The organism is Enterobacter sp. UNJFSC 003 (assembly GCF_036903355.1).
Lineage (GTDB): Bacteria > Pseudomonadota > Gammaproteobacteria > Enterobacterales > Enterobacteriaceae > Enterobacter.
Genome location: NZ_JBAKHK010000013.1, coordinates 15585 through 35540, shown reverse-complemented (window position 1 = coordinate 35540; position 19956 = coordinate 15585). Strand labels below are relative to the sequence as shown.

The following is a 19956-nucleotide window of genomic DNA, read 5'->3' as shown; positions in this document are numbered from 1 at the left end:
ATTTTGCGCGCTTTCTGTTATCCTTGCGCAGCAATTGCATTATTAACCAGAGGCTTTACATCGTTTATGTCCGGCTGGCCACGAATTTACTACAAATTACTTAATTTACCATTAAGCGTCCTGGTAAAAAGTAAGTCTATCCCAGCAGAACCCGCGCTGGAATTAGGGCTCGATACGTCGCGTCCTATTATGTACGTTTTGCCTTATAACTCGAAGGCAGACTTGCTGACGCTTCGCGCCCAATGTTTGGCGCATGATTTACCAGACCCGCTTGAACCGTTGGAAATCGACGGGACATTGCTGCCACGCTACGTGTTTATTCACGGCGGGCCGCGCGTGTTTACCTATTACACGCCAAAAGAAGAGTCGATTAAGCTCTTCCACGACTATCTCGACCTGCACCGCAGCAATCCGGATCTGGATGTGCAAATGGTGCCGGTTTCGGTGATGTTTGGTCGCCGTCCGGGTCGTGAAAAAGGGGAAGAGAATCCGCCGCTGCGCATGCTGAACGGCATCCAGAAATTTTTCGCAATCTCCTGGCTGGGGCGCGACAGTTTTGTGCGTTTCTCCCCTTCTGTTTCGCTGCGCCGCATGGCAGACGAGCACGGTACCGACAAGATCATCGCGCAAAAACTGGCGCGCGTGGCGCGTATGCACTTCGCGCGTCAACGTCTGGCCGCTGTTGGACCACGTCTCCCCGCTCGCCAGGACCTCTTTAACAAACTGCTGGCCTCAAAAGCGATCGCCCGCGCTGTTGAAGACGAAGCGCGCAGTAAGAAGATTTCACACGAGAAAGCCCAGCAGAACGCCATCGCGCTGATGGAAGAGATCGCCGCGAATTTCTCTTACGAAATGATTCGTCTGTCTGACCGTATTCTGAGCTTCACCTGGAACCGCCTTTATCAGGGGATTAACGTCCATAACGCCGAGCGCGTTCGTCAGCTGGCGCATGACGGCCACGAAATTGTCTACGTGCCTTGCCACCGCAGCCACATGGACTACCTGCTGCTCTCCTATGTGCTCTATCACCAGGGGCTGGTCCCACCGCATATTGCTGCCGGTATTAACCTGAACTTCTGGCCAGCTGGCCCGATTTTCCGTCGCCTGGGTGCGTTCTTTATTCGTCGTACCTTCAAGGGCAACAAGCTGTACTCGACTGTGTTCCGTGAATACCTGGGCGAGCTGTTCAGCCGCGGTTATTCCGTTGAGTACTTCGTCGAGGGAGGCCGTTCCCGTACCGGGCGTCTGCTCGATCCGAAGACCGGCACGCTGTCGATGACCATTCAGGCCATGCTGCGCGGCGGGACTCGTCCTATCACACTGGTGCCAATCTACATTGGCTATGAGCATGTGATGGAAGTGGGTACTTACGCTAAAGAGCTGCGTGGGGCGACCAAAGAGAAAGAGAGCCTGCCGCAGATGCTGCGTGGGCTGAGCAAGCTGCGTAACCTCGGTCAAGGCTACGTGAACTTTGGCGAGCCAATGCCATTGATGACGTACCTGAACAACCGGGTTCCTGAGTGGCGTGAGTCTATCGATCCCATCGAAGCTATTCGTCCGGCCTGGCTCACGCCGACGGTGAACAGCATCGCGGCTGAGCTGATGGTGCGCATCAACAACGCAGGCGCGGCTAACGCCATGAACCTGTGCTGTACGGCACTTCTGGCCTCCCGTCAGCGCTCACTCACCCGTGAACAGCTGACAGAGCAGTTGGATTGTTATCTGGACATCATGCGTAACGTGCCGTACTCGGTGGATTCAACGGTTCCTGCGAGCACCGCGAACGAGCTTATCGAGCATGCGCTGCAGATGAACAAGTTTGAAGTCGAGAAAGATACGATTGGCGACATCATCATTCTGCCGCGCGAGCAGGCCGTGCTGATGACGTACTACCGTAACAACATCACGCATATGCTGATGCTGCCGTCACTGATGGCGGCGATCGTAACTCAGCATCGCCATATCTCACGTCAGGAGCTGTTGCGCCACGTTGAAACGCTCTATCCGATGCTGAAAGCCGAGCTGTTCCTGCGCTGGAGCAAAGACGAGCTGGCGGTTGAGCTGGATAAAATGACGGAAGAGATGCGTCGTCAGGGGTTGATTACGGTTAATGACCACGAACTGCTTATCAATCCGTCACGCTCCCGAACTCTGCAGCTGCTGGCGGCCGGTGCGCGTGAAACGCTGCAGCGATATGCCATTACCTTCTGGCTGCTGAGCGCGAACCCGTCCATCAACCGCGGCACGCTGGAAAAAGAGAGCCGAACGCTGGCCCAGCGCCTGTCCGTTCTGCACGGCATCAACGCGCCGGAATTCTTCGACAAAGCGGTATTCAGCTCGCTGGTGCTGACGCTGCGTGATGAAGGATTTATCAGTGATACGGGCGATGCCGAACCGGAAGAAACGCTGAAGGTGTACCAGATGTTGGCTGAGCTGATTACCTCGGACGTGCGTTTAACGATTGAGAGTGCAACGCAGGGCGAGTGATGTAAACAGCGGTCCGATGCCCTCTTCCACAAGGAGAGGGAGAAAACGAAACGGCAGCCATTCGGCTGCCGTTCTTTTACGAGAAGTAACTCATCGCTAGCCCTAAAAACAGCACCAGACCCACGTAGTTGTTATTCAAAAATGCCTTAAAGCAGGCGTCGCGCTCGCGCTTCGCAATCAGCTTTTGCTGATACGCAAACAACAGGCCCGCCACCAGCACTGACCAGTAAAATGCCCAGTTCAGCCCGTTCAGACGGCCAATCGCAATCATCAGCGCCAGCACCGCAACCTGCAAAATGCCGATGATCAGCTTGTCCTGACGGCCAAACAGGATCGCCGTTGATTTAATACCAATCTTCAGGTCATCGTCGCGGTCGACCATCGCATATTGCGTATCGTACGCCACGGCCCAAAGAATATTGGCCAGGAACATTAGCCAGCAGCTGAGCGGCACCGACTCACTGACCGCCGCAAACGCCATCGGAATTGACCAGCCAAACGCCGCGCCCAGCACCACCTGCGGTAGATGGGTGTAGCGCTTCATAAACGGATAAACCCAGGCCAGCGCCAGTGCCGCGATGGAGAGCAGAATGGTCATGGTGTTGAGCGTTAACACCAGCAGGAAGGAGAGCACGACCAATATAATAAATAGCGTACGTGCCTCTTTCTCGGTGACCTGCCCGCTGGGCAGAGGGCGGTTAGCGGTACGCTTCACATGGCCGTCGAATTTTCTGTCTGCATAGTCATTAACCACACAGCCCGCCGCACGCATCAGCCAGACGCCCGCGACGAACACGGCCAGGATCCACAGCGGGGGTAACCCTGGGGTTGCCACCCACAGCGCCCATAAGGTTGGCCACAGCAGCAGTAACGCGCCAATAGGTTTATCTGTCCGCATTAAGCGGTGATAGGCCAGCAGCTTGTTCTGCGTCAGGCTCCACTCCATTTTTTCTTCCTCTCAGTACAACGGCGATGCCGGTAAAAAAAGCTCCGTCAGTATTAACGGCTTACCGCTCAGGCGCAGGCGGGAGCGTCGTCCCCACAGATCGGCATCGCGACCAATCTCAATAAAATCACGGGTCAGTTCAGACGAGGTGAACAAATACCGCCCCAGCGGGGTATTTCCGAGGCGCTGCAGCGCCAGTTCCGGCCCTGAAAGGGTGGACTCAGGCACGACCGTACGCCCGGCAAGCCACGGTTCACCGTCAGCACAGAGTAAAATCTCACGCAACCAGTAGCGTTCTTCTTGCGGCAACAGCGGCAGTTCACTGGCAATTTCATCAGCAGAGACAAACCCTTCCTGAATCATCGTCACCGTAACCGTTTTGCCCTGCTGCTCAAAACGTTTCGTCATGGAATCTTCCAGCAGCAACCAGTCCAGTTGCTCCGGGTCAAGCGCAGGTATTTGGTCGAAATAGCGCAGCGCACGCAGTTGCGTTAGCGCGGGGTGTGACATGCCAGACTCTCCGATACATAACGTAATGGCATTGTATCGCAGAAAAGCGTATTGAGGGCGGCCAAACGTTATTTAGCGATCACTATAGCAACAATGGCGCAACAGCCTGGGAAGAACCAAAAAAAGTGCGCCCACTCAGGCGCACCAAACGACTAACAAATCAGCACTGTGGGGAGACGGTTACCCCTTGCCTTTTACACTGCTGATAAAGGTGGAACGGGCAGTGGTTGAACCTAAACGCTCGGCTTCATCAAGCAGTTTCAGCGCTTTATCGACATCGCCGCGCTTAACCGCCTGCTTAATGGCGTTGTTGAAGTATTCTTCGGTGTCGTTCAGTACCGGCTCGGCTTTCTTCGCCGGGGCCGGCGCTGCGGCCGCTACCGGTGCGGCTGCCGTGGCAGCTGGCGCGGCATAGGCAGGTGCAGCGGTATTCCCCACGGTCACCGGGCCTGGGCCAGACGAGCCAAACAGTGGGCCAACCAGCACGCTGGAAGCGCTGTTGGTGGAGACTTTCAGCTTAACCAGACCGTCAGTGGTATGACGAGCAAGCGGGTCCGGAATGTCAGGAACGGAGTTTCCGGTGCCTTTTGCATAGGCTTTCGCCGGGTCAACCAGCTTGGTGGTCTGCTGGAGATCTTGCGGGGTAGTAAACACCAGAACATAAATTTTCTGCTGTCCCAGCGCTGGCGTCAGGCGCATGACGCCCTGCAGGCGGTCAGCACTCATGACACCGGGTTCCTGGTAGCTAAAGTAGCTGCTCGGGAAGAACGCCGATGGCGTCAGGTTTTGGTCCAGAATCAGCACGTTCGGCGCAAAGACGCTGGTTTGCTTGTCCACTTCACTGGTGAGCGTCAGGGTCAGTTCACCAATATTTGCCGGGACGCTATAGGCGGCAACCGGGCCGGTAATCCCCGGGACGTTCAGCTGTTGGCCGCCCGTGGAAAGCTGGGTTGACTGAGTTTTGGACTGATCGACCGGCGTCCAGGTCAGTTGCTGAAGCGCCGCGGCCGGAATAGACGGCGCAGCGCTGGTGTTTTGTGGCACGAAATTGACGTCTGCAAAGGTGATGGCCGGAGCACTAGCCAGCAGCCCCGCAGAGAGGCACAGCGCGACGAGACTTTTCTTCATTTTCATTGTTATTACCTCTGATAGCGTGAGCACTGCGGTGGCCAGGCAATAGCGCGCAGCACCCTAAGGAGAGAGGGGCTTGCGCCCCTCTTTTTAGGTCATTACGTCAGGTCTATCGAATTACCACCAGATTTCCATCTGGGCACCGAAGGTCCACTCATCGTTGTCGCCGCGGCTGAAGGTTTTCGCAGAAGTGTCACTGTATGCCACGCCAGAGGTGTAGCCGGTGTCACCGTTGTTCGCGTAGCCCCATTTCTCATCCCACTTCGCGTAGGTTGCGAAGACACGGATAGCCGGACGGGACCAGATGCTGTCGCCTGCCTGCCATTGTTGTGCCAGGGTAATTTTGTACTGGCTGTTTTTCTCGTCAGTTTTCTGAGATTTGACGTTGTCGTAGCCCACTTCCAGCAAGGTGCTCATGATTGGCGTCCATTTGAACATCGGACGAACACCCACAGTCCACCACTCGGTGCCGTTGTTGTTATCACGATCGATGTTCTGGTACATACCGACATACATCAGGTCCCAACGGTCTGCCAGGGTGATTGCACCGTGGTCCAGCACACGCCACATGGAACCGTCGTTATCAACGCTACCACCTTGTGGAATGCCTTTACCGTTAGAAGTCATAGAGTCCGTACCGTACTGCAGAACGAACTTGTTGAAGCCTTTCATCATGCTCTGGGTGTGTTCAGCAGTGAACAACCAGCCGTCTTTAGAGGCGCCAGGCTGCAGGTAGTAATCGTCAGGAATGTTGGTGTGACCATAGTCAACGCCCAGTTCCAGCGTACCGCCCGGGTTGGTTTCCAGACCGGCTAAACGGACATCGAAGACATCGTTTGGCACGACGTTATCATAAATACGGTCGCCGTTCGCATCACGATCGGCAAACGTTGCAGAACCGCCGGACTCAGAAGAACGGGTAGCTGCCAGAGACAATTTACCGAAGCCCAGATCGATGTTTTCGATACCCGCACCAGGACCAGAAATATCCCAGTAGTAGAAGTCGATCATGTGAACGTCATGACGCTGATAGAAGCGCTTACCGGCCCAGATAGTGGAGCCTGGCAGCCATTCAATCAGGTTTTTACCCTGCACGTTAGCTTCACGGAAGGCCGGGCTGGTGGATTCCCAGTCATTCTGCTGAGAAACGGAATAGGCGACGTTGGTGTCGAAATAGAAGCTCTTATCGCCCTCTTTCCACACTTCCTGGCCCAGTTTCAATTCAGCATAGGTTTCACATTCGTTACCCAGACGGTATTTGCTTTGAGCACCCGTTGCCTGGAAACACTGTTGTTCACCGCCACTCCCGGTCCAGCCAATGCCGGAACGAGCATAACCTTTAAAGTCTACGGCGCCAGCCTGGGCAGACAGGATGCCTGCCGCAACGGCTATCGCCAGAGGGACTTTTTTGCGCAGAGTAATCATTATTCTATCTCCTGAGATCATTGCTTTTCTTTGAACACTTCACCTGTCGGCTTCGTGTCTTCTTTTGGGATTGCTTAAACGCCTGGCTCTATATGCAACCGACGACATGCGGTGCCATCCTCACGGAAAAGATGGCAACGCTCTGGCGGCAAGCCGATAGCGAATTTGGCACCCTCTTCTACCAACACCACGTCATTCTGGCGGTACACCAGGTTCTGACGGATGGCGGGGATCTGGATATGAATCTGTGTTTCATGACCAAGCTGTTCTACGACCTGAACGTCCCCTTCCAGCGTCACATCAGCGATGTGGCTCGGGAGTAAATGCTCAGGACGAATACCCAGGGACATATTTGCCCCGACCTGTACATTGGCGCTGTCGACCGGCAGCCAGACTTGCTGACGGTTTGGCAGTTCCACCTGCACCTGTTCGATTGCCGTTGCGGTCACTTTGACGGGCAGGAAGTTCATCTTTGGCGAGCCAATAAAGCCCGCAACAAAGCGGTCTGCCGGGTAGTGATAAAGCTCCAGCGGTTTACCCACCTGCGCCACGCGACCGGCATCCAGCACCACAATTTTGTCGGCCAAGGTCATCGCTTCGACCTGATCGTGGGTGACGTAAATCATGGTGCGCCCAAGGCGCTTGTGCAGACGGGAGATTTCAATGCGCATCTGGACGCGCAGGGCGGCATCCAGGTTAGAAAGGGGTTCATCGAGCAGGAACACGCGCGGTTCTGCTACTAAGGTACGGCCAATCGCCACACGCTGACGCTGACCACCGGAAAGCGCTTTAGGTTTACGCTCCAGCAGGTGCGCCAGCTGCAACACTTCGGCCACCTGGGTGACGCGCTGATTGATCACGTCTTTTTTCGCACCGGCCAGCTTCAGGCCAAAGGACATGTTCTCGGCAACGGACAAATGGGGATAAAGCGCATAAGACTGAAATACCATACCGACGCCACGTTCGGCCGGCGGGATGTCGTTCATACGGGTATCACCAATAAACAAATCGCCGCTGGTGATAGTTTCAAGACCGGCAATCATGCGCAGCAGAGTCGATTTACCACAGCCAGAGGGGCCAACAAACACCACGAACTCGCCTTCCGTGATGTCCAGATTGATGTCTTTTGACACCACTACGTCGCCCCAGGCTTTCGTTACATTTCGCAGCTGTACGCTCGCCATGCCCTTCTCCCTTCGTTACAACCTGTCACCGACAGAAACATTCAAGATAAGTTCACTATCGGATATCCATTACTTTCGTGAATCCTCCACCCCCCGTCTTTTTTATGGGGGAGGAGGCGGGAGGATGAGAGAGCGGGCTCTGCGACCGCTGCTGGAGGACTGCGGCGAAATTCGTGATGCGGCCTGCAAAATTCGGTGGGTTTTTATGTGCGCCAGCACTCATAACTTAAATTTATGTAACAGAGATCACACAAACGGGGGGTGGGGCGTAGGGCTCAGGAGGATGGAAAGAGGATGTCAAATAAGGAGACTGAGTCACGTTGAACCACCTCAGTGTATCCACGAGCACATCACCAAAAAAGGATGGCAGATATGAAGATCAAGACTGGCGCACGCGTTTTCGCATTGTCCGCCCTGGCAGCAATGATGATTTCCGCACCGGCTCTCGCCAAAATTGAAGAAGGTAAGCTGGTTATCTGGATTAACGGCGACAAAGGCTATAACGGCCTGGCCGAAGTGGGTAAAAAATTCGAGAAAGACACCGGTATCAAAGTCACCGTAGAACACCCGGACAAACTGGAAGAGAAATTCCCGCAGGTTGCCGCAACCGGTGACGGCCCGGACATCATCTTCTGGGCGCATGACCGTTTCGGGGGCTACGCGCAATCTGGCCTGCTGGCTGAAGTCACCCCAGATAAAGCGTTCCAGGACAAACTGTTCCCGTTCACCTGGGATGCCGTTCGCTATAACGGTAAGCTGATCGCTTACCCAATCGCGGTTGAAGCCCTGTCTCTGATTTACAACAAAGATCTGGTGCCAAACCCACCGAAAACCTGGGAAGAGATCCCTGCCCTGGATAAAGAGCTGAAGGCGAAAGGTAAATCTGCGCTGATGTTCAACCTGCAGGAGCCGTACTTCACCTGGCCGCTGATTGCTGCCGACGGTGGTTACGCGTTCAAGTTTGAAAACGGCAAATATGATGTGAAAGACGTGGGCGTGGATAACGCTGGCGCGAAAGCGGGTCTGACCTTCCTGGTTGACCTTATCAAGAACAAACACATGAATGCCGATACCGATTATTCCATCGCGGAAGCCGCGTTCAACAAAGGCGAAACCGCGATGACCATCAACGGTCCGTGGGCCTGGACCAATATCGACAAAAGCAAAATTAACTACGGCGTAACGCTGCTGCCTACCTTCAACGGCAAACCGTCTAAACCGTTCGTTGGCGTGCTGAGCGCAGGTATCAACGCGGCCAGCCCGAACAAAGAGTTGGCGAAAGAGTTCCTGGAAAACTACCTGCTGACCGATCAGGGTCTGGGTGAAGTGAACAAAGACAAACCGCTGGGTGCTGTCGCGCTGAAATCCTTCCAGGATACGCTCGCGAAAGATCCGCGTATCGCGGCAACCATGGATAACGCCCAGAAAGGCGAAATCATGCCGAACATCCCACAGATGGCCGCGTTCTGGTATGCCACGCGTACCGCAGTCATCAACGCTGCAAGCGGTCGTCAGACTGTCGATGCCGCGCTGAAAGATGCTCAGGGTCGTATTACCAAGTAATACCGTAGTTCCCTCTCCCTTCCGGGAGAGGGAGAAAAGATCAAACGTTGTTGAGGAAGAACCCCATGGATGTCATTAAAAAGAAACACTGGTGGCAACGCGACGCGCTGAAATGGTCAGTGATTGGTCTGCTCTGTCTGCTGGTGGCTTACCTTGTTGTTTTAATGTACGTACAAGGGGAATATCTTTTCGCCATCATGACGCTGATCTTAAGCTCTGCTGGCCTGTATATCTTCGCCAATCGTAAAGCCTATGCCTGGCGTTATGTTTACCCTGGCGTGGCCGGGATGGGTCTGTTTGTCCTGTTCCCGCTCATCTGCACCATCGCCATCGCCTTTACCAACTACAGCAGCACCAACCAGCTCGCACAAGAGCGTGCAACTCAGGTGCTTCTGGACAGATCTTATCAGGCAGGTAAAACCTTCAATTTCGGCCTTTATCCTGCGGGTGATGAGTGGACGTTAGCCCTCACCGACGGTGATAGCGGTAAGAACTACATTTCCGACGCGTTCAAGTTTGGCGGCGAGCAGAAGCTGGTCTTAAAAGAGGCTGCGGCCCTGCCGGAAGGTGAGCGCGCGAATCTGCGTATCATTACCCAGAATCGTCAGGCGCTGACTCAGCTCACCGCCGTATTGCCTGATCAAAGCAAAGTGACCATGAGCTCGCTGCGTCAGTTCTCCGGCACGCAGCCGCTTTACACACTGGCGAATGACGGCACGCTGACGAACAACCAGAGCGGTGTTAAATACCGTCCGAACAACGATATCGGTTTTTATCAGTCTGTGAACGCAGACGGTAACTGGGGGGATGATAAACTCAGCCCGGGTTATACCGTCACCATCGGATGGGACAACTTTACCCGCGTCTTTACCGATGAAGGTATCCAGAAACCGTTCTTCGCCATCTTCGTCTGGACGGTGGTCTTCTCGGTCCTGACGGTGATCCTGACCGTTGCCGTGGGCATGGTGCTGGCCTGTCTCGTGCAGTGGGAATCTCTCAAAGGCAAAGCGATTTACCGCGTGCTGTTGATTCTGCCGTATGCCGTACCGTCGTTTATTTCGATTCTGATTTTCAAAGGGCTGTTTAACCAGAGCTTCGGGGAAATCAACATGATGCTGAGCGCGTTGTTCGGCATCAAACCGGCCTGGTTCAGCGACCCCACCACCGCCCGCTCGATGATCATTATCGTGAACACTTGGCTGGGTTATCCGTACATGATGATCCTGTGCATGGGCCTGCTGAAGGCGATTCCGGATGACCTGTACGAAGCCTCAGCAATGGACGGCGCGGGTCCGTTCCAGAACTTCTTCAAGATTACGCTCCCGCTGCTGATTAAGCCGCTGACGCCGCTGATGATTGCGAGCTTTGCCTTTAACTTTAACAACTTCGTGCTGATTCAGCTGTTAACCAACGGTGGCCCGGACCGTCTCGGCACAACCACGCCGGCAGGCTATACCGACCTGCTCGTGAGCTACACCTACCGCATCGCCTTTGAAGGCGGCGGCGGTCAGGACTTCGGTCTGGCGGCAGCCATTGCGACCCTGATCTTCCTGCTGGTTGGCGCTCTGGCGATTGTGAACCTGAAAGCCACACGCATGAAATTCGACTAAGGAGGGCACAGAATATGTCTATGGTCCAACCCAAATCTCAAAAGCTGCGCCTCTTCGCGACGCACTTAGGCCTGCTGATGTTTATCGCGGCCATCATGTTCCCGCTGCTGATGGTTATCGCCATCTCCCTGCGTGCGGGTAACTTTGCAACCGGAAGCCTGATCCCGGATGAAATCTCCTGGGAGCACTGGAAGCTCGCGCTGGGCTTCAGCGTGGAACACGCGGACGGCCGCGTAACGCCTCCGCCGTTCCCGGTGCTGCTGTGGCTGTGGAACTCGGTGAAAATCGCCGGGATCACGGCGATAGGTATCGTGGCGCTGTCTACCACCTGTGCCTACGCCTTCGCCCGTATGCGTTTCCCGGGCAAAGCCACGCTGCTGAAAAGCATGCTGATTTTCCAGATGTTCCCGGCCGTGCTGTCTCTGGTGGCGTTGTATGCCTTATTTGACCGTCTGGGCCAGTATGTGCCGTTTATCGGTCTCAACACCCATGGCGGCGTCATCTTCGCCTATCTTGGCGGTATCGCACTGCATGTATGGACCATTAAAGGTTATTTCGAAACCATCGACGGTTCGCTGGAAGAAGCGGCTGCTCTGGATGGTGCCACCCCGTGGCAGGCATTCCGTCTGGTGCTGCTGCCGCTGTCGGTGCCGATTCTGGCGGTGGTATTTATCCTGTCGTTTATCGCCGCTATCACTGAAGTTCCGGTCGCGTCCCTGTTACTGCGTGACGTGAACAGCTACACCCTTGCCGTCGGTATGCAGCAATACCTCAACCCGCAAAACTACCTGTGGGGCGACTTTGCCGCGGCGGCCGTACTTTCTGCTATCCCGATTACCATGGTGTTCCTGCTGGCGCAGCGCTGGTTGGTTAACGGCCTGACGGCGGGCGGTGTGAAAGGGTAAGTTTCATTTGTTATGCCACTGCAACCCTCAACTTTAGACGTATTGTATTGACCCAACTTGTGACTGTTGTTAGGCGGCCTTCGGGCCGCCCTTTTTTTATTCGCGTTTCAGCCGCTTTGAGTTGCACAGCCAGAGGGTAATCACCAGCAGCAGGATCGCCGCCGAATAGATCAGCACGTCGAGCGGAGATTTATGATCGACGATGATCAGCCGCACAATCGCGGTGATCCCAATGTAGACAAAATAGCGCAGCGGAAAGTGAAAGCCGGACTGGAAGTACTTCACAATCAAGGCGATAAATTCAAAGTAGAGAAAGTAGACCACCAGGCCTTCCACCAGCGCATATTTGCTGGTCTGCTCGGGGGCGAACAGCACATCCGCCAGATGCACCGTCTCTTTGCCAAGAAAGACGACCAGTATCAGGCCAAGGCTCAGCAGACCGAGATTGAGCACGGTCTGAAGGATCGTTGAGATAAACTCAACGCGCGGGCGAGTCAGGGATGTCATACAGCACCTCATTCTCCAGGGCGAGAATCCTGTATAACGCAAAAATGTGACGGGGATCTATATTTTTTGTTTATGTTTGACGCAATGCAGAGGATTCACCCTCTCCCTATCGGGGAGAGGGTGAGCGTGAGGGGAACAAACATCAACGGAAGTTAATGTTCTTATCGCTTGTCATATCATACAGCTGGAACTTACGTCCAAGCTGCTGACCGCCATCACGCGTCAGCGGTGTCCAGCCAATGGCTGCACGACTGCGGGTTGGGCCTGATGAGAACAGATCCAGCGGAATCGAGACATACACGCCCTTGGTGAAGTCCCCTTCCCCATATTCGTCTGGCGAAACGTTGGTGATCGTGGCGTAACCGCCAACGACCACGCCGCTGTCGAAGTGTTTAGAGATATCCAGCGTGCCGCCCTTATCCCCCGCCAGATACTGGCCTACGCTGGCTTTCACCAGAACATCCTGCGCAAACGACGGCGTCCAGTAGGCCGTCAGGTGGCCGGTTTTGACGCTATAATCGGTAAACTTCATCATGTCCTGCGCGCTGCGCCAGTCACGCTGCTTCACGTAGTTGGCATCAATCCCAAAGGCCCAGTTGCTGTCCACAGGGCGGTAAAGCACTTCTGCCCCGGCACCGCCATACATGGTTTCCAGATATCCACCATAGACCTGGCCGTAGAAGCCGTTGCCAAAGTACTGGAAGTAGTTGGCCTGCAGGTTGTTCACATAGGCATTGTTCTGCACATATTCGCGCACGCGGGTACGCACGCGCGGCAGCGTCGAGTCGTTCGGCGGGTTGGTGTAGTTAAACTTGTCGTAGTTGTTGGCAATGTTGCCAAACAGGCTCCCGGTGGTCAGCAGGTGGTCGGTCACCCACAGATCCGCCGTCGCCATCACGCCCAACTGATACATGTAGAAGTTTTCCGGGCCGCCGACGGACTGGTTCAGCACCGGATCGATATGGAAATCGAAGCGTGATTTATCGATGTACCAGCCCTGCTCGGCCGTGTCGGGCACCACCGGTTCTACGCGTTTTTGTACCAGCTCGGTTTCGTGCCCCAGCGGTTCACCTTCCAGGTGGCGCTTAAGGCTGGCAACGTCGGTTTCGGTCGTCACCTGAGGCATGTTGAGGCGGTTCTCCGTCACGCGGATTGTGCGGATCCCCTCCGGCAGATCGTTCATGATGATCCGGTTGGCACGTTCGATCCCTTCCCGCGAGTCGCGGTATTTCACCTGCTCGCCGGTAACGTAAAGCGTATCGCCCTTGGTCTGAATTTTCGGATCCGCAAGACCCGCATTGTATTTCAGTAGCGTAAGCTGATTGGCCACCACGGAGTGCTGAATGATGGCATCCTGCGGTTCCGGCTGATAGGCAGGACGGGCATTATCGTTATAGCGTGGACGCATATCGTTGAAGTTAGTGCGCAGCGTGAAGCCAAACATCACGGTGTTACCGCGCTCGTAGCTGAGGTTAACGTCGGCCCAATCGGTGACGCGGTAAATGGCGCCGACGTTAAACTTGCTCTTCTGCTCAATCTTCCCGGCGAAATCGTGTGAGTAGTCGTTGCCTTCGTACTCCAGCTTCAGGCGCAGCGGCTGCCACGGCGTTTGATATTCTACGCCGCCAAACAGTGAAGCCGGGCCGTGGAACATCTGATCGCCATTGATAGAACCGGCCTTTTTGTAGCTGTTGTCGCGATAGCAGTATTTATCGCTGTACGAGCAGAACGGGTTTTTCACGTTGCCGCTGGTGCCGAGATAGCCCCAGCCAAGACCCAGCGAGAAGTCAAACGGCCCCCAGGCTTTACTGGCCACGATGTATTCCGCATCAAACAGCCCGGTACCGCCGATATCTTTTGCACCGACGGAAACTTGCGGCATCCAGTAGCTTTCTTCCCACAGGCGTAGCTTCACGTCGAAGGCTTTATCTTTGTAGGTTTGATCGCCGGAGAAGGCATCGACGCTGCTGTATTGTTTGGTACGCACATCGGTATAGCGCAGCGTGGTTTCGAGCCACGGGAACAGCTGGACGGACGCGGAGTAATAGCGGTACTGATCGTTATCGCGGTAGTTAAGGCTAATTTCCCCTTCACGCGCCATGCGCGCGGTGGGCGTTTGCAGCAAACCGACGCCGCCAAAGTCTGACTGAGACGGACCAATGGGTGCCGGATACGTTTCTGCATGGCAAGCAGCGCTTACGCACAGCGCCAGCATGCTGTAGAGATAGTTTTTTTTCATTACTCTGGTATCCGCTGCGTCAGGGAATGAAGGATATCGGCGTTGAGGCCGTCATACGCCTTCGTCCAGAAATGGTCGGCAAAACCGACAAAAATAATGCTGCCGGGCATGGGTTCGATATGGCGTTTATTCCAGTACGCGACAGGGGCTTTTTGCGTATGACCATCCGGATAGACGAGCCAGGCGTAGCTGTTATCCGCACCGCTAAGCAGGCTCTGCTCGTCGAGATAGCTCGCCACGTCGCGGCCCGGCGTAAAGGGCTTTTGGCCCGGGCTGCTGATGAGCCCCATCACCGTGACGGTGGTCGGCTTAACCGGAAGCCAGAGCGTGTATTCCCCTTCAAGCGCAGGATTGCCGTTTTCCACCACACGGACGTTATCCGGGTCAAGGTTCACCTTCTGACGGCCTGTCACCTTAAGCGCCTGCAGCTGCTGGCGAACGCTGTTAATGGCTGCGGCATCATCGCCGTCTTCCTGCTCTGCTAAACCCGTCAGTCTGGCCAGCAGCGCGCGGTGTTTTTGTTCTGCCTCTACCGTCGCCTGCCGTTCGCTAATGACCGCCCCCGGCCACCAGCTGTTGGCAAGCCTTGGCTGGCCGACCAGATCGAGCAAGTGCCCGGCATCGGTTAAGGTTTTGGGTTTTTCGCTTTCCGGTGTGTAAACCTTCACCGTTCCCGCAGACCATGCCGCAGGTGTGACCAGACTCGCGATCAGCGCAACGCGGATGACTGTTTTCATGATTTCGCGGCCTTGATCAGAGTGGTTTTTACCGGGAAGAAACCTGCGCCAAGATATTGTAAGGACTGGCGAATCTGGCCTTCATCGTCCACCCAGAAGCGGTTATGCCAGGTAGCACTATCAGTGACAACCTCTTCATCCAGCACGCGAACCTGCGTTTCGTCGCTGCCGACCTTCACGCTGTCGGTCCCCTCCCAACGGAAGGTTGAGCGGGCCGTCGCATAGCGCACCTGCTTGTGTTCAGTCCAGCCCATGGTGCGCGTCCAGCCTGCACCGTCGGTTATCTGGTTCGGCTTAATGAGCGGATCGTCGGCGATATTGTTTACCTCGAGCAGGTTGTCGCCACCGAGAAGGGTTTTCACCATACGGCCGTGCTGCGTCACGATGGTGGCCTGATCCTGCGTCACCCATTTCTGCTGCCCGTTTTCATCGAAAGCGAGCACCACAAACAGTTGCGGGCCATCGTTTAGCTGCATGTACTGGCTGGCGTACGGCATGTTCTGCAGTTCGTCATCGGTCAGGTGCACGCCGGGCGTGCCAAACATACTGTCCCACAGTGAGTTCCCCAGCCCTTTAGTGGTGGCTGAGCACGCCTGCAGCAGCAGGCAAATCATAATGATTGCAGGTCGCTTCACGACTCTTCTCCGAAGGGGTGAATAACCACACCGAAGTGTGGTTATGATTAAAACACCCGGAATTACTGGGTGCTGGTCGTCGTGGTGGTCGTGGTTCCGGTATTGGAGCCATCACCGCCACCGGTTGCCGCCAGCGCGACACCCACGGCTGAACTTACGGTGCTGGTGCTGGCTGCGGTAGAACTCCCCGCAGACGCAGACGTCGCTGCCGACCCTGCTGCTTCACCGACCTGAACCGGAGCCGCATACACAGATGTCGCCGCAAGCGCAGATATGGCAAAAATGCCATACAGTACTTTTTTCATAACAATTTCCCTTCATTGAATGAATGGAGATGTGCCCAAAAAGAATTTCAGGCGGAATCGAGTATACACAACTAAAGCAGAGGGTTTGCCGTGCGGGTAAATAGGGGAAGGGTTTTCAGACTAATGGATAAACTTCAAATATAAGAAGAATTAAACAAATAAATAAACCATAAAAATCAATAATATATAATTAATATAACGTAAATAGATTATCCGTATATTCCTAAAATAAACCGCAGTGATTAACGGGTTATGCGCCTTTTTCAGATAAAACTCATAACAGCAATTTGAGTTAATTAACAGACATCAGGATTTATCCGATAAAAAAATGCCGGCATATTGCCGGCATTTTTCAAGACATATTAATTATCCACGCCATGCTTTATAGCGGTTAATCAAACCATTGGTTGAGCTGTCATGGCTGTTAATCGCTTTATCGTCACCCAGCTCTGGCAGAATACGGTTTGCCAGCTGTTTACCCAGCTCAACGCCCCACTGGTCAAAAGTGAAGATGTTCAGGATTGCGCCCTGAGTGAAGATCTTGTGCTCGTAAAGCGCAATCAGCGCACCCAGGCTGAACGGGGTGATTTCGCGCAGCAGGATGGAGTTGGTTGGACGGTTGCCTTCGAATACTTTGAACGGCACAACGTGGTCCAGCGTAGCCGGATCTTTACCCTGGTCACGGTATTCCTGCTCGACCACTTCACGGGATTTACCGAACGCCAGCGCTTCAGTCTGTGCGAAGAAGTTAGACAGCAGCTTCTGATGGTGGTCAGAGAGCGCGTTATGCGTAATGGCTGGCGCGATGAAATCGCACGGTACCATTTTCGTTCCCTGGTGAATCAGCTGGTAGAACGCATGCTGACCGTTCGTGCCAGGCTCGCCCCAGATGATTGGACCCGTCTGGTAATCCACCGCGTTGCCGTTACGGTCAACGTATTTACCGTTGGATTCCATGTTGCCCTGCTGGAAGTAAGCCGCAAAGCGGTGCATGTACTGGTCGTACGGCAGGATGGCTTCGGTTTCAGCACCGAAGAAGTTGTTGTACCAGATCCCGATCAGCGCCAGCAGCACCGGCAGGTTTTTCTCTGGTGCAGTGGTGGAGAAGTGTTTATCCATCGCGTGCGCGCCGGACAGCAGTTCAACAAAGTTGTCGAAGCCCACGGACAGGATGATGGACAGGCCGATTGCAGACCACAGAGAATAACGTCCGCCCACCCAGTCCCAGAACTCGAACATGTTTGCGGTATCGATGCCGAACTCGCCAACGGCTTTACCGTTGGTGGACAGCGCAGCGAAGTGTTTCGCCACGTGCTTGTTGTCGCCTGCGGTTTTCAGGAACCAGTCGCGCGCGCTATGGGCGTTGGTCATGGTTTCCTGCGTGGTGAAGGTTTTAGACGCCACCAGGAACAGGGTAGTTTCCGGATTCACCTTTTTCAGCACTTCGGCGATGTGCGTACCATCGACGTTAGAAACAAAATGCATGTTGAGGTGATTTTTGTAAGGACGCAGCGCTTCGGTCACCATGAAGGGGCCGAGGTCAGAGCCGCCGATACCAATGTTAACCACATCGGTGATCGCTTTGCCGGTATAGCCTTTCCAGCTTCCGGAGATGATCGCTTCAGAAAAGGTTTTCATCTTTTCCAGCACCGCGTTTACTTCCGGCATGACATCTTTGCCGTCAACAATAATGGGAGTATTGCTACGGTTGCGCAGCGCTACGTGCAGCACGGCACGATCTTCGGTGCGGTTAATCTTCTCACCGGAGAACATGGACTTGATAGCGTCGGCCAGCTCAGTCTCTTTCGCCAGATCCTGCAGTTTTGCCAGCGTTTCTTCGGTAATGCGGTTTTTGGAGAAGTCCACCAGCATCAGGTCGTCGAAGGTCGCGGAGAACTTACTGAAACGATCGGCATCTTTCGCGAACAGGTCCGCGATGGTGATGTCTTTCATTTCATCAAAATGTTTCTGTAGTGCCTGCCAGGCAGCGGTCTGCGTTGGGTTGATGTTTTTCATTAGCAATACTCTTCTGATTTGAGAATTGTGACTGCGGTCGATTGTAGCGCCTGCAAATAAAAATTGTGATGGTTTTTATGCCATTGCCCTGGCCTGCATCAAACGCAGGTGAAAAGACCCGAAAAGTATAGCTGCTGTGGTGCCTGCCTGGGGCGGCGAAATGTCGCCCAAAACAGGGTAAAACGAAGCATAAAATATGGCCCTGTTATAAGTCCTGTTTCTCAGGGGTACCCCCCCATGAAAAATCCGCATAATCCCAGCATTGACAGGACCTCCCCCGCATTTTATTTATAGGGCCGTATTTTGCGCCTGCACCTGTTTTCATTTCATTCTTGTGCCATGGTCGCTTATTCATTCCCTGACACGAGGTTGTTATGACGAGTTTTGTGGTCGCCAAATTTGGCGGCACCAGTGTGGCAGATTACGCTGCCATGAACCGCAGCGCCGATGTAGTGCTGGCCGATCCGAATACCCGCCTGGTGGTGCTCTCTGCCTCTGCAGGCGTGACGAACCTGCTGGTTTCTCTGTCTGAAGGACTGGAAGCAACCGAACGTTTCGTTAAGCTGGACGCACTGCGCAAAATTCAGTTCGACATCCTTGAATGTCTGCAGAATCCGAATGTGATCCGCGAGGAAATAGAGCGTCTGCTGGAAAATATCACCACCCTGGCAGAAGCGGCCTCTTTGGCAAACTCTACTGCCCTGACGGATGAACTGGTCAGCCACGGTGAGCTGATGTCTACCCTGCTGTTTGTTGAGATCCTGCGCGAGCGTAATGTCCAGGCACAGTGGTTTGATGTGCGTAAAGTGATGCGCACCAGCGATCGCTTTGGCCGTGCCGAACCGGACGTTGAGGCGCTGGCCGAGCTGACCAGCCAGCAGCTGGCACCGCGCCTGGAAGAGAGCATTGTGATCACCCAGGGCTTTATCGGTAGCGAAGCCAAAGGCCGCACCACGACGCTTGGCCGAGGTGGCAGCGACTACACCGCCGCTCTGCTGGGTGAAGCGCTTCACGCAACGCGCGTGGATATCTGGACTGACGTGCCGGGCATCTACACCACCGACCCTCGCGTGGTCTCTACGGCAAAACGTATTGATGTGATCGCATTTGAAGAAGCGGCCGAGATGGCCACCTTCGGCGCGAAAGTGCTGCATCCGGCAACCCTGCTACCCGCCGTGCGCAGCGATATTCCGGTCTTTGTCGGCTCCAGTAAAGAACCGAAAGCGGGCGGCACGATGGTGTGTAAGAGAACCGAGAGCCCGCCGCTGTTCCGCGCGCTGGCTCTGCGTCGCAAGCAGACGCTGGTCACGCTGCACAGCCATAACATGCTGCACTCCCGCGGCTTTCTGGCAGAAGTGTTCGGGATCCTTGCGCGCCACAACATCTCCGTAGACCTGATCACCACGTCAGAAGTGAGCATTGCCCTGACGCTGGATACGACCGGTTCAACATCGAAGGGCGATACCCTGCTGACCCAGTCACTGCTGATTGAGCTTTCTGAGCTGTGCCGCGTGGAAGTGGAAGAAGATCTGGCGCTGGTGGCCATTATCGGTAACAAACTCTCGCGCGCCTGCGGCGTGGGCAAAGAGGTGTTTGGCGTGCTCGACCCGTTCAGCATCCGTATGATTTGCTATGGCGCGTCCAGCTATAACCTCTGCTTCCTGGTGCCCGCTGACCAGGCGGAGCAGGTGGTGCAGAAACTTCATCAGAATTTGTTTGAATAAAATTCGTTAGCACGATAAACAATACCTATAAG

The 19956-nt window shown here is 54.7% G+C and carries 16 protein-coding genes; 5 read left to right on the top strand and 11 right to left on the bottom strand.

Annotated features, from left to right (window positions below):
* The first annotated feature begins 66 nt into the window (after positions 1 to 66).
* On the top strand, positions 67 to 2487 hold the full coding sequence (plsB, locus tag V5P19_RS20160; protein WP_334406842.1) for a glycerol-3-phosphate 1-O-acyltransferase PlsB: 2421 nt from the start codon (positions 67 to 69) through the stop codon (positions 2485 to 2487).
* 76 nt (positions 2488 to 2563) lie between these two features.
* On the opposite strand, the gene ubiA is transcribed toward plsB, so the two are convergent.
* The 5 genes from ubiA to malK form a co-directional block, all read right to left on the bottom strand.
* Positions 2564 to 3433, bottom strand: coding sequence for a 4-hydroxybenzoate octaprenyltransferase (gene ubiA, locus V5P19_RS20155; RefSeq protein ID WP_334406841.1), 870 nt, complete (start codon positions 3431 to 3433; stop codon positions 2564 to 2566).
* 12 nt (positions 3434 to 3445) lie between these two features.
* On the bottom strand, positions 3446 to 3943 hold the full coding sequence (ubiC, locus tag V5P19_RS20150; RefSeq protein ID WP_334406839.1) for a chorismate lyase: 498 nt from the start codon (positions 3941 to 3943) through the stop codon (positions 3446 to 3448).
* Between the two features lie 180 nt (positions 3944 to 4123).
* The gene (malM, locus tag V5P19_RS20145; RefSeq protein WP_334406837.1) at positions 4124 to 5077 is read right to left on the bottom strand and encodes a maltose operon protein MalM; all 954 of its coding nucleotides are present in this window, start codon (positions 5075 to 5077) and stop codon (positions 4124 to 4126) included.
* 114 nt (positions 5078 to 5191) lie between these two features.
* Positions 5192 to 6502 carry a maltoporin gene (locus V5P19_RS20140; RefSeq protein WP_334406978.1) on the bottom strand — a complete coding sequence of 437 codons (1311 nt, stop codon included), beginning with the start codon at positions 6500 to 6502 and terminating at the stop codon, positions 5192 to 5194.
* 71 nt (positions 6503 to 6573) lie between these two features.
* The gene (gene malK, locus V5P19_RS20135; protein ID WP_334406835.1) at positions 6574 to 7683 is read right to left on the bottom strand and encodes a maltose/maltodextrin ABC transporter ATP-binding protein MalK; all 1110 of its coding nucleotides are present in this window, start codon (positions 7681 to 7683) and stop codon (positions 6574 to 6576) included.
* A 372-nt stretch (positions 7684 to 8055) separates the two neighbouring features.
* Here malK and malE point away from each other — a divergent pair, with 372 nt between their 5' ends.
* The 3 genes from malE (at position 8056) to malG (ending at position 11761) form a co-directional block, all read left to right on the top strand.
* Complete coding sequence (malE, locus tag V5P19_RS20130) at positions 8056 to 9246, top strand: maltose/maltodextrin ABC transporter substrate-binding protein MalE (protein ID WP_334406833.1); 1191 nt, start codon at positions 8056 to 8058, stop codon at positions 9244 to 9246.
* A 65-nt stretch (positions 9247 to 9311) separates the two neighbouring features.
* Positions 9312 to 10856: a maltose ABC transporter permease MalF gene (malF, locus tag V5P19_RS20125; RefSeq protein ID WP_334406831.1), complete on the top strand. Its 1545-nt coding sequence runs from the start codon at positions 9312 to 9314 to the stop codon at positions 10854 to 10856.
* Positions 10857 to 10870: 14 nt separating this feature from the next.
* Entirely contained in the window at positions 10871 to 11761 is an 891-nt protein-coding gene (gene malG / locus V5P19_RS20120; protein ID WP_334406829.1) for a maltose ABC transporter permease MalG, read from the top strand.
* A 96-nt stretch (positions 11762 to 11857) separates the two neighbouring features.
* Here the strand turns inward: malG and psiE are convergent, their stop codons facing one another.
* From psiE to pgi, 6 genes are all read right to left on the bottom strand, one after another.
* Positions 11858 to 12268 carry a phosphate-starvation-inducible protein PsiE gene (gene psiE, locus V5P19_RS20115; protein ID WP_000202963.1) on the bottom strand — a complete coding sequence of 137 codons (411 nt, stop codon included), beginning with the start codon at positions 12266 to 12268 and terminating at the stop codon, positions 11858 to 11860.
* A 142-nt stretch (positions 12269 to 12410) separates the two neighbouring features.
* On the bottom strand, positions 12411 to 14507 hold the full coding sequence (locus tag V5P19_RS20110; protein WP_334406827.1) for a YjbH domain-containing protein: 2097 nt from the start codon (positions 14505 to 14507) through the stop codon (positions 12411 to 12413).
* On the bottom strand, positions 14507 to 15244 hold the full coding sequence (locus tag V5P19_RS20105; protein ID WP_334406825.1) for a capsule biosynthesis GfcC D2 domain-containing protein: 738 nt from the start codon (positions 15242 to 15244) through the stop codon (positions 14507 to 14509). Before V5P19_RS20105 ends, V5P19_RS20110 begins: the two co-directional genes overlap by 1 nt.
* A complete protein-coding gene (locus tag V5P19_RS20100; RefSeq protein ID WP_334406823.1) occupies positions 15241 to 15879 on the bottom strand; it encodes a YjbF family lipoprotein in 639 nt (212 codons plus the stop codon). Before V5P19_RS20100 ends, V5P19_RS20105 begins: the two co-directional genes overlap by 4 nt.
* A gap of 62 nt (positions 15880 to 15941) precedes the next feature.
* Complete coding sequence (gene yjbE / locus V5P19_RS20095) at positions 15942 to 16184, bottom strand: exopolysaccharide production protein YjbE (protein WP_013095034.1); 243 nt, start codon at positions 16182 to 16184, stop codon at positions 15942 to 15944.
* A 366-nt stretch (positions 16185 to 16550) separates the two neighbouring features.
* Positions 16551 to 18200, bottom strand: a complete 1650-nt coding sequence (gene pgi, locus V5P19_RS20090) for a glucose-6-phosphate isomerase (protein ID WP_334406821.1) — start codon at positions 18198 to 18200, stop codon at positions 16551 to 16553.
* 374 nt (positions 18201 to 18574) lie between these two features.
* Here pgi and lysC point away from each other — a divergent pair, with 374 nt between their 5' ends.
* Positions 18575 to 19924, top strand: a complete 1350-nt coding sequence (gene lysC / locus V5P19_RS20085) for a lysine-sensitive aspartokinase 3 (RefSeq protein WP_334406819.1) — start codon at positions 18575 to 18577, stop codon at positions 19922 to 19924.
* Positions 19925 to 19956 lie beyond the last annotated feature (32 nt).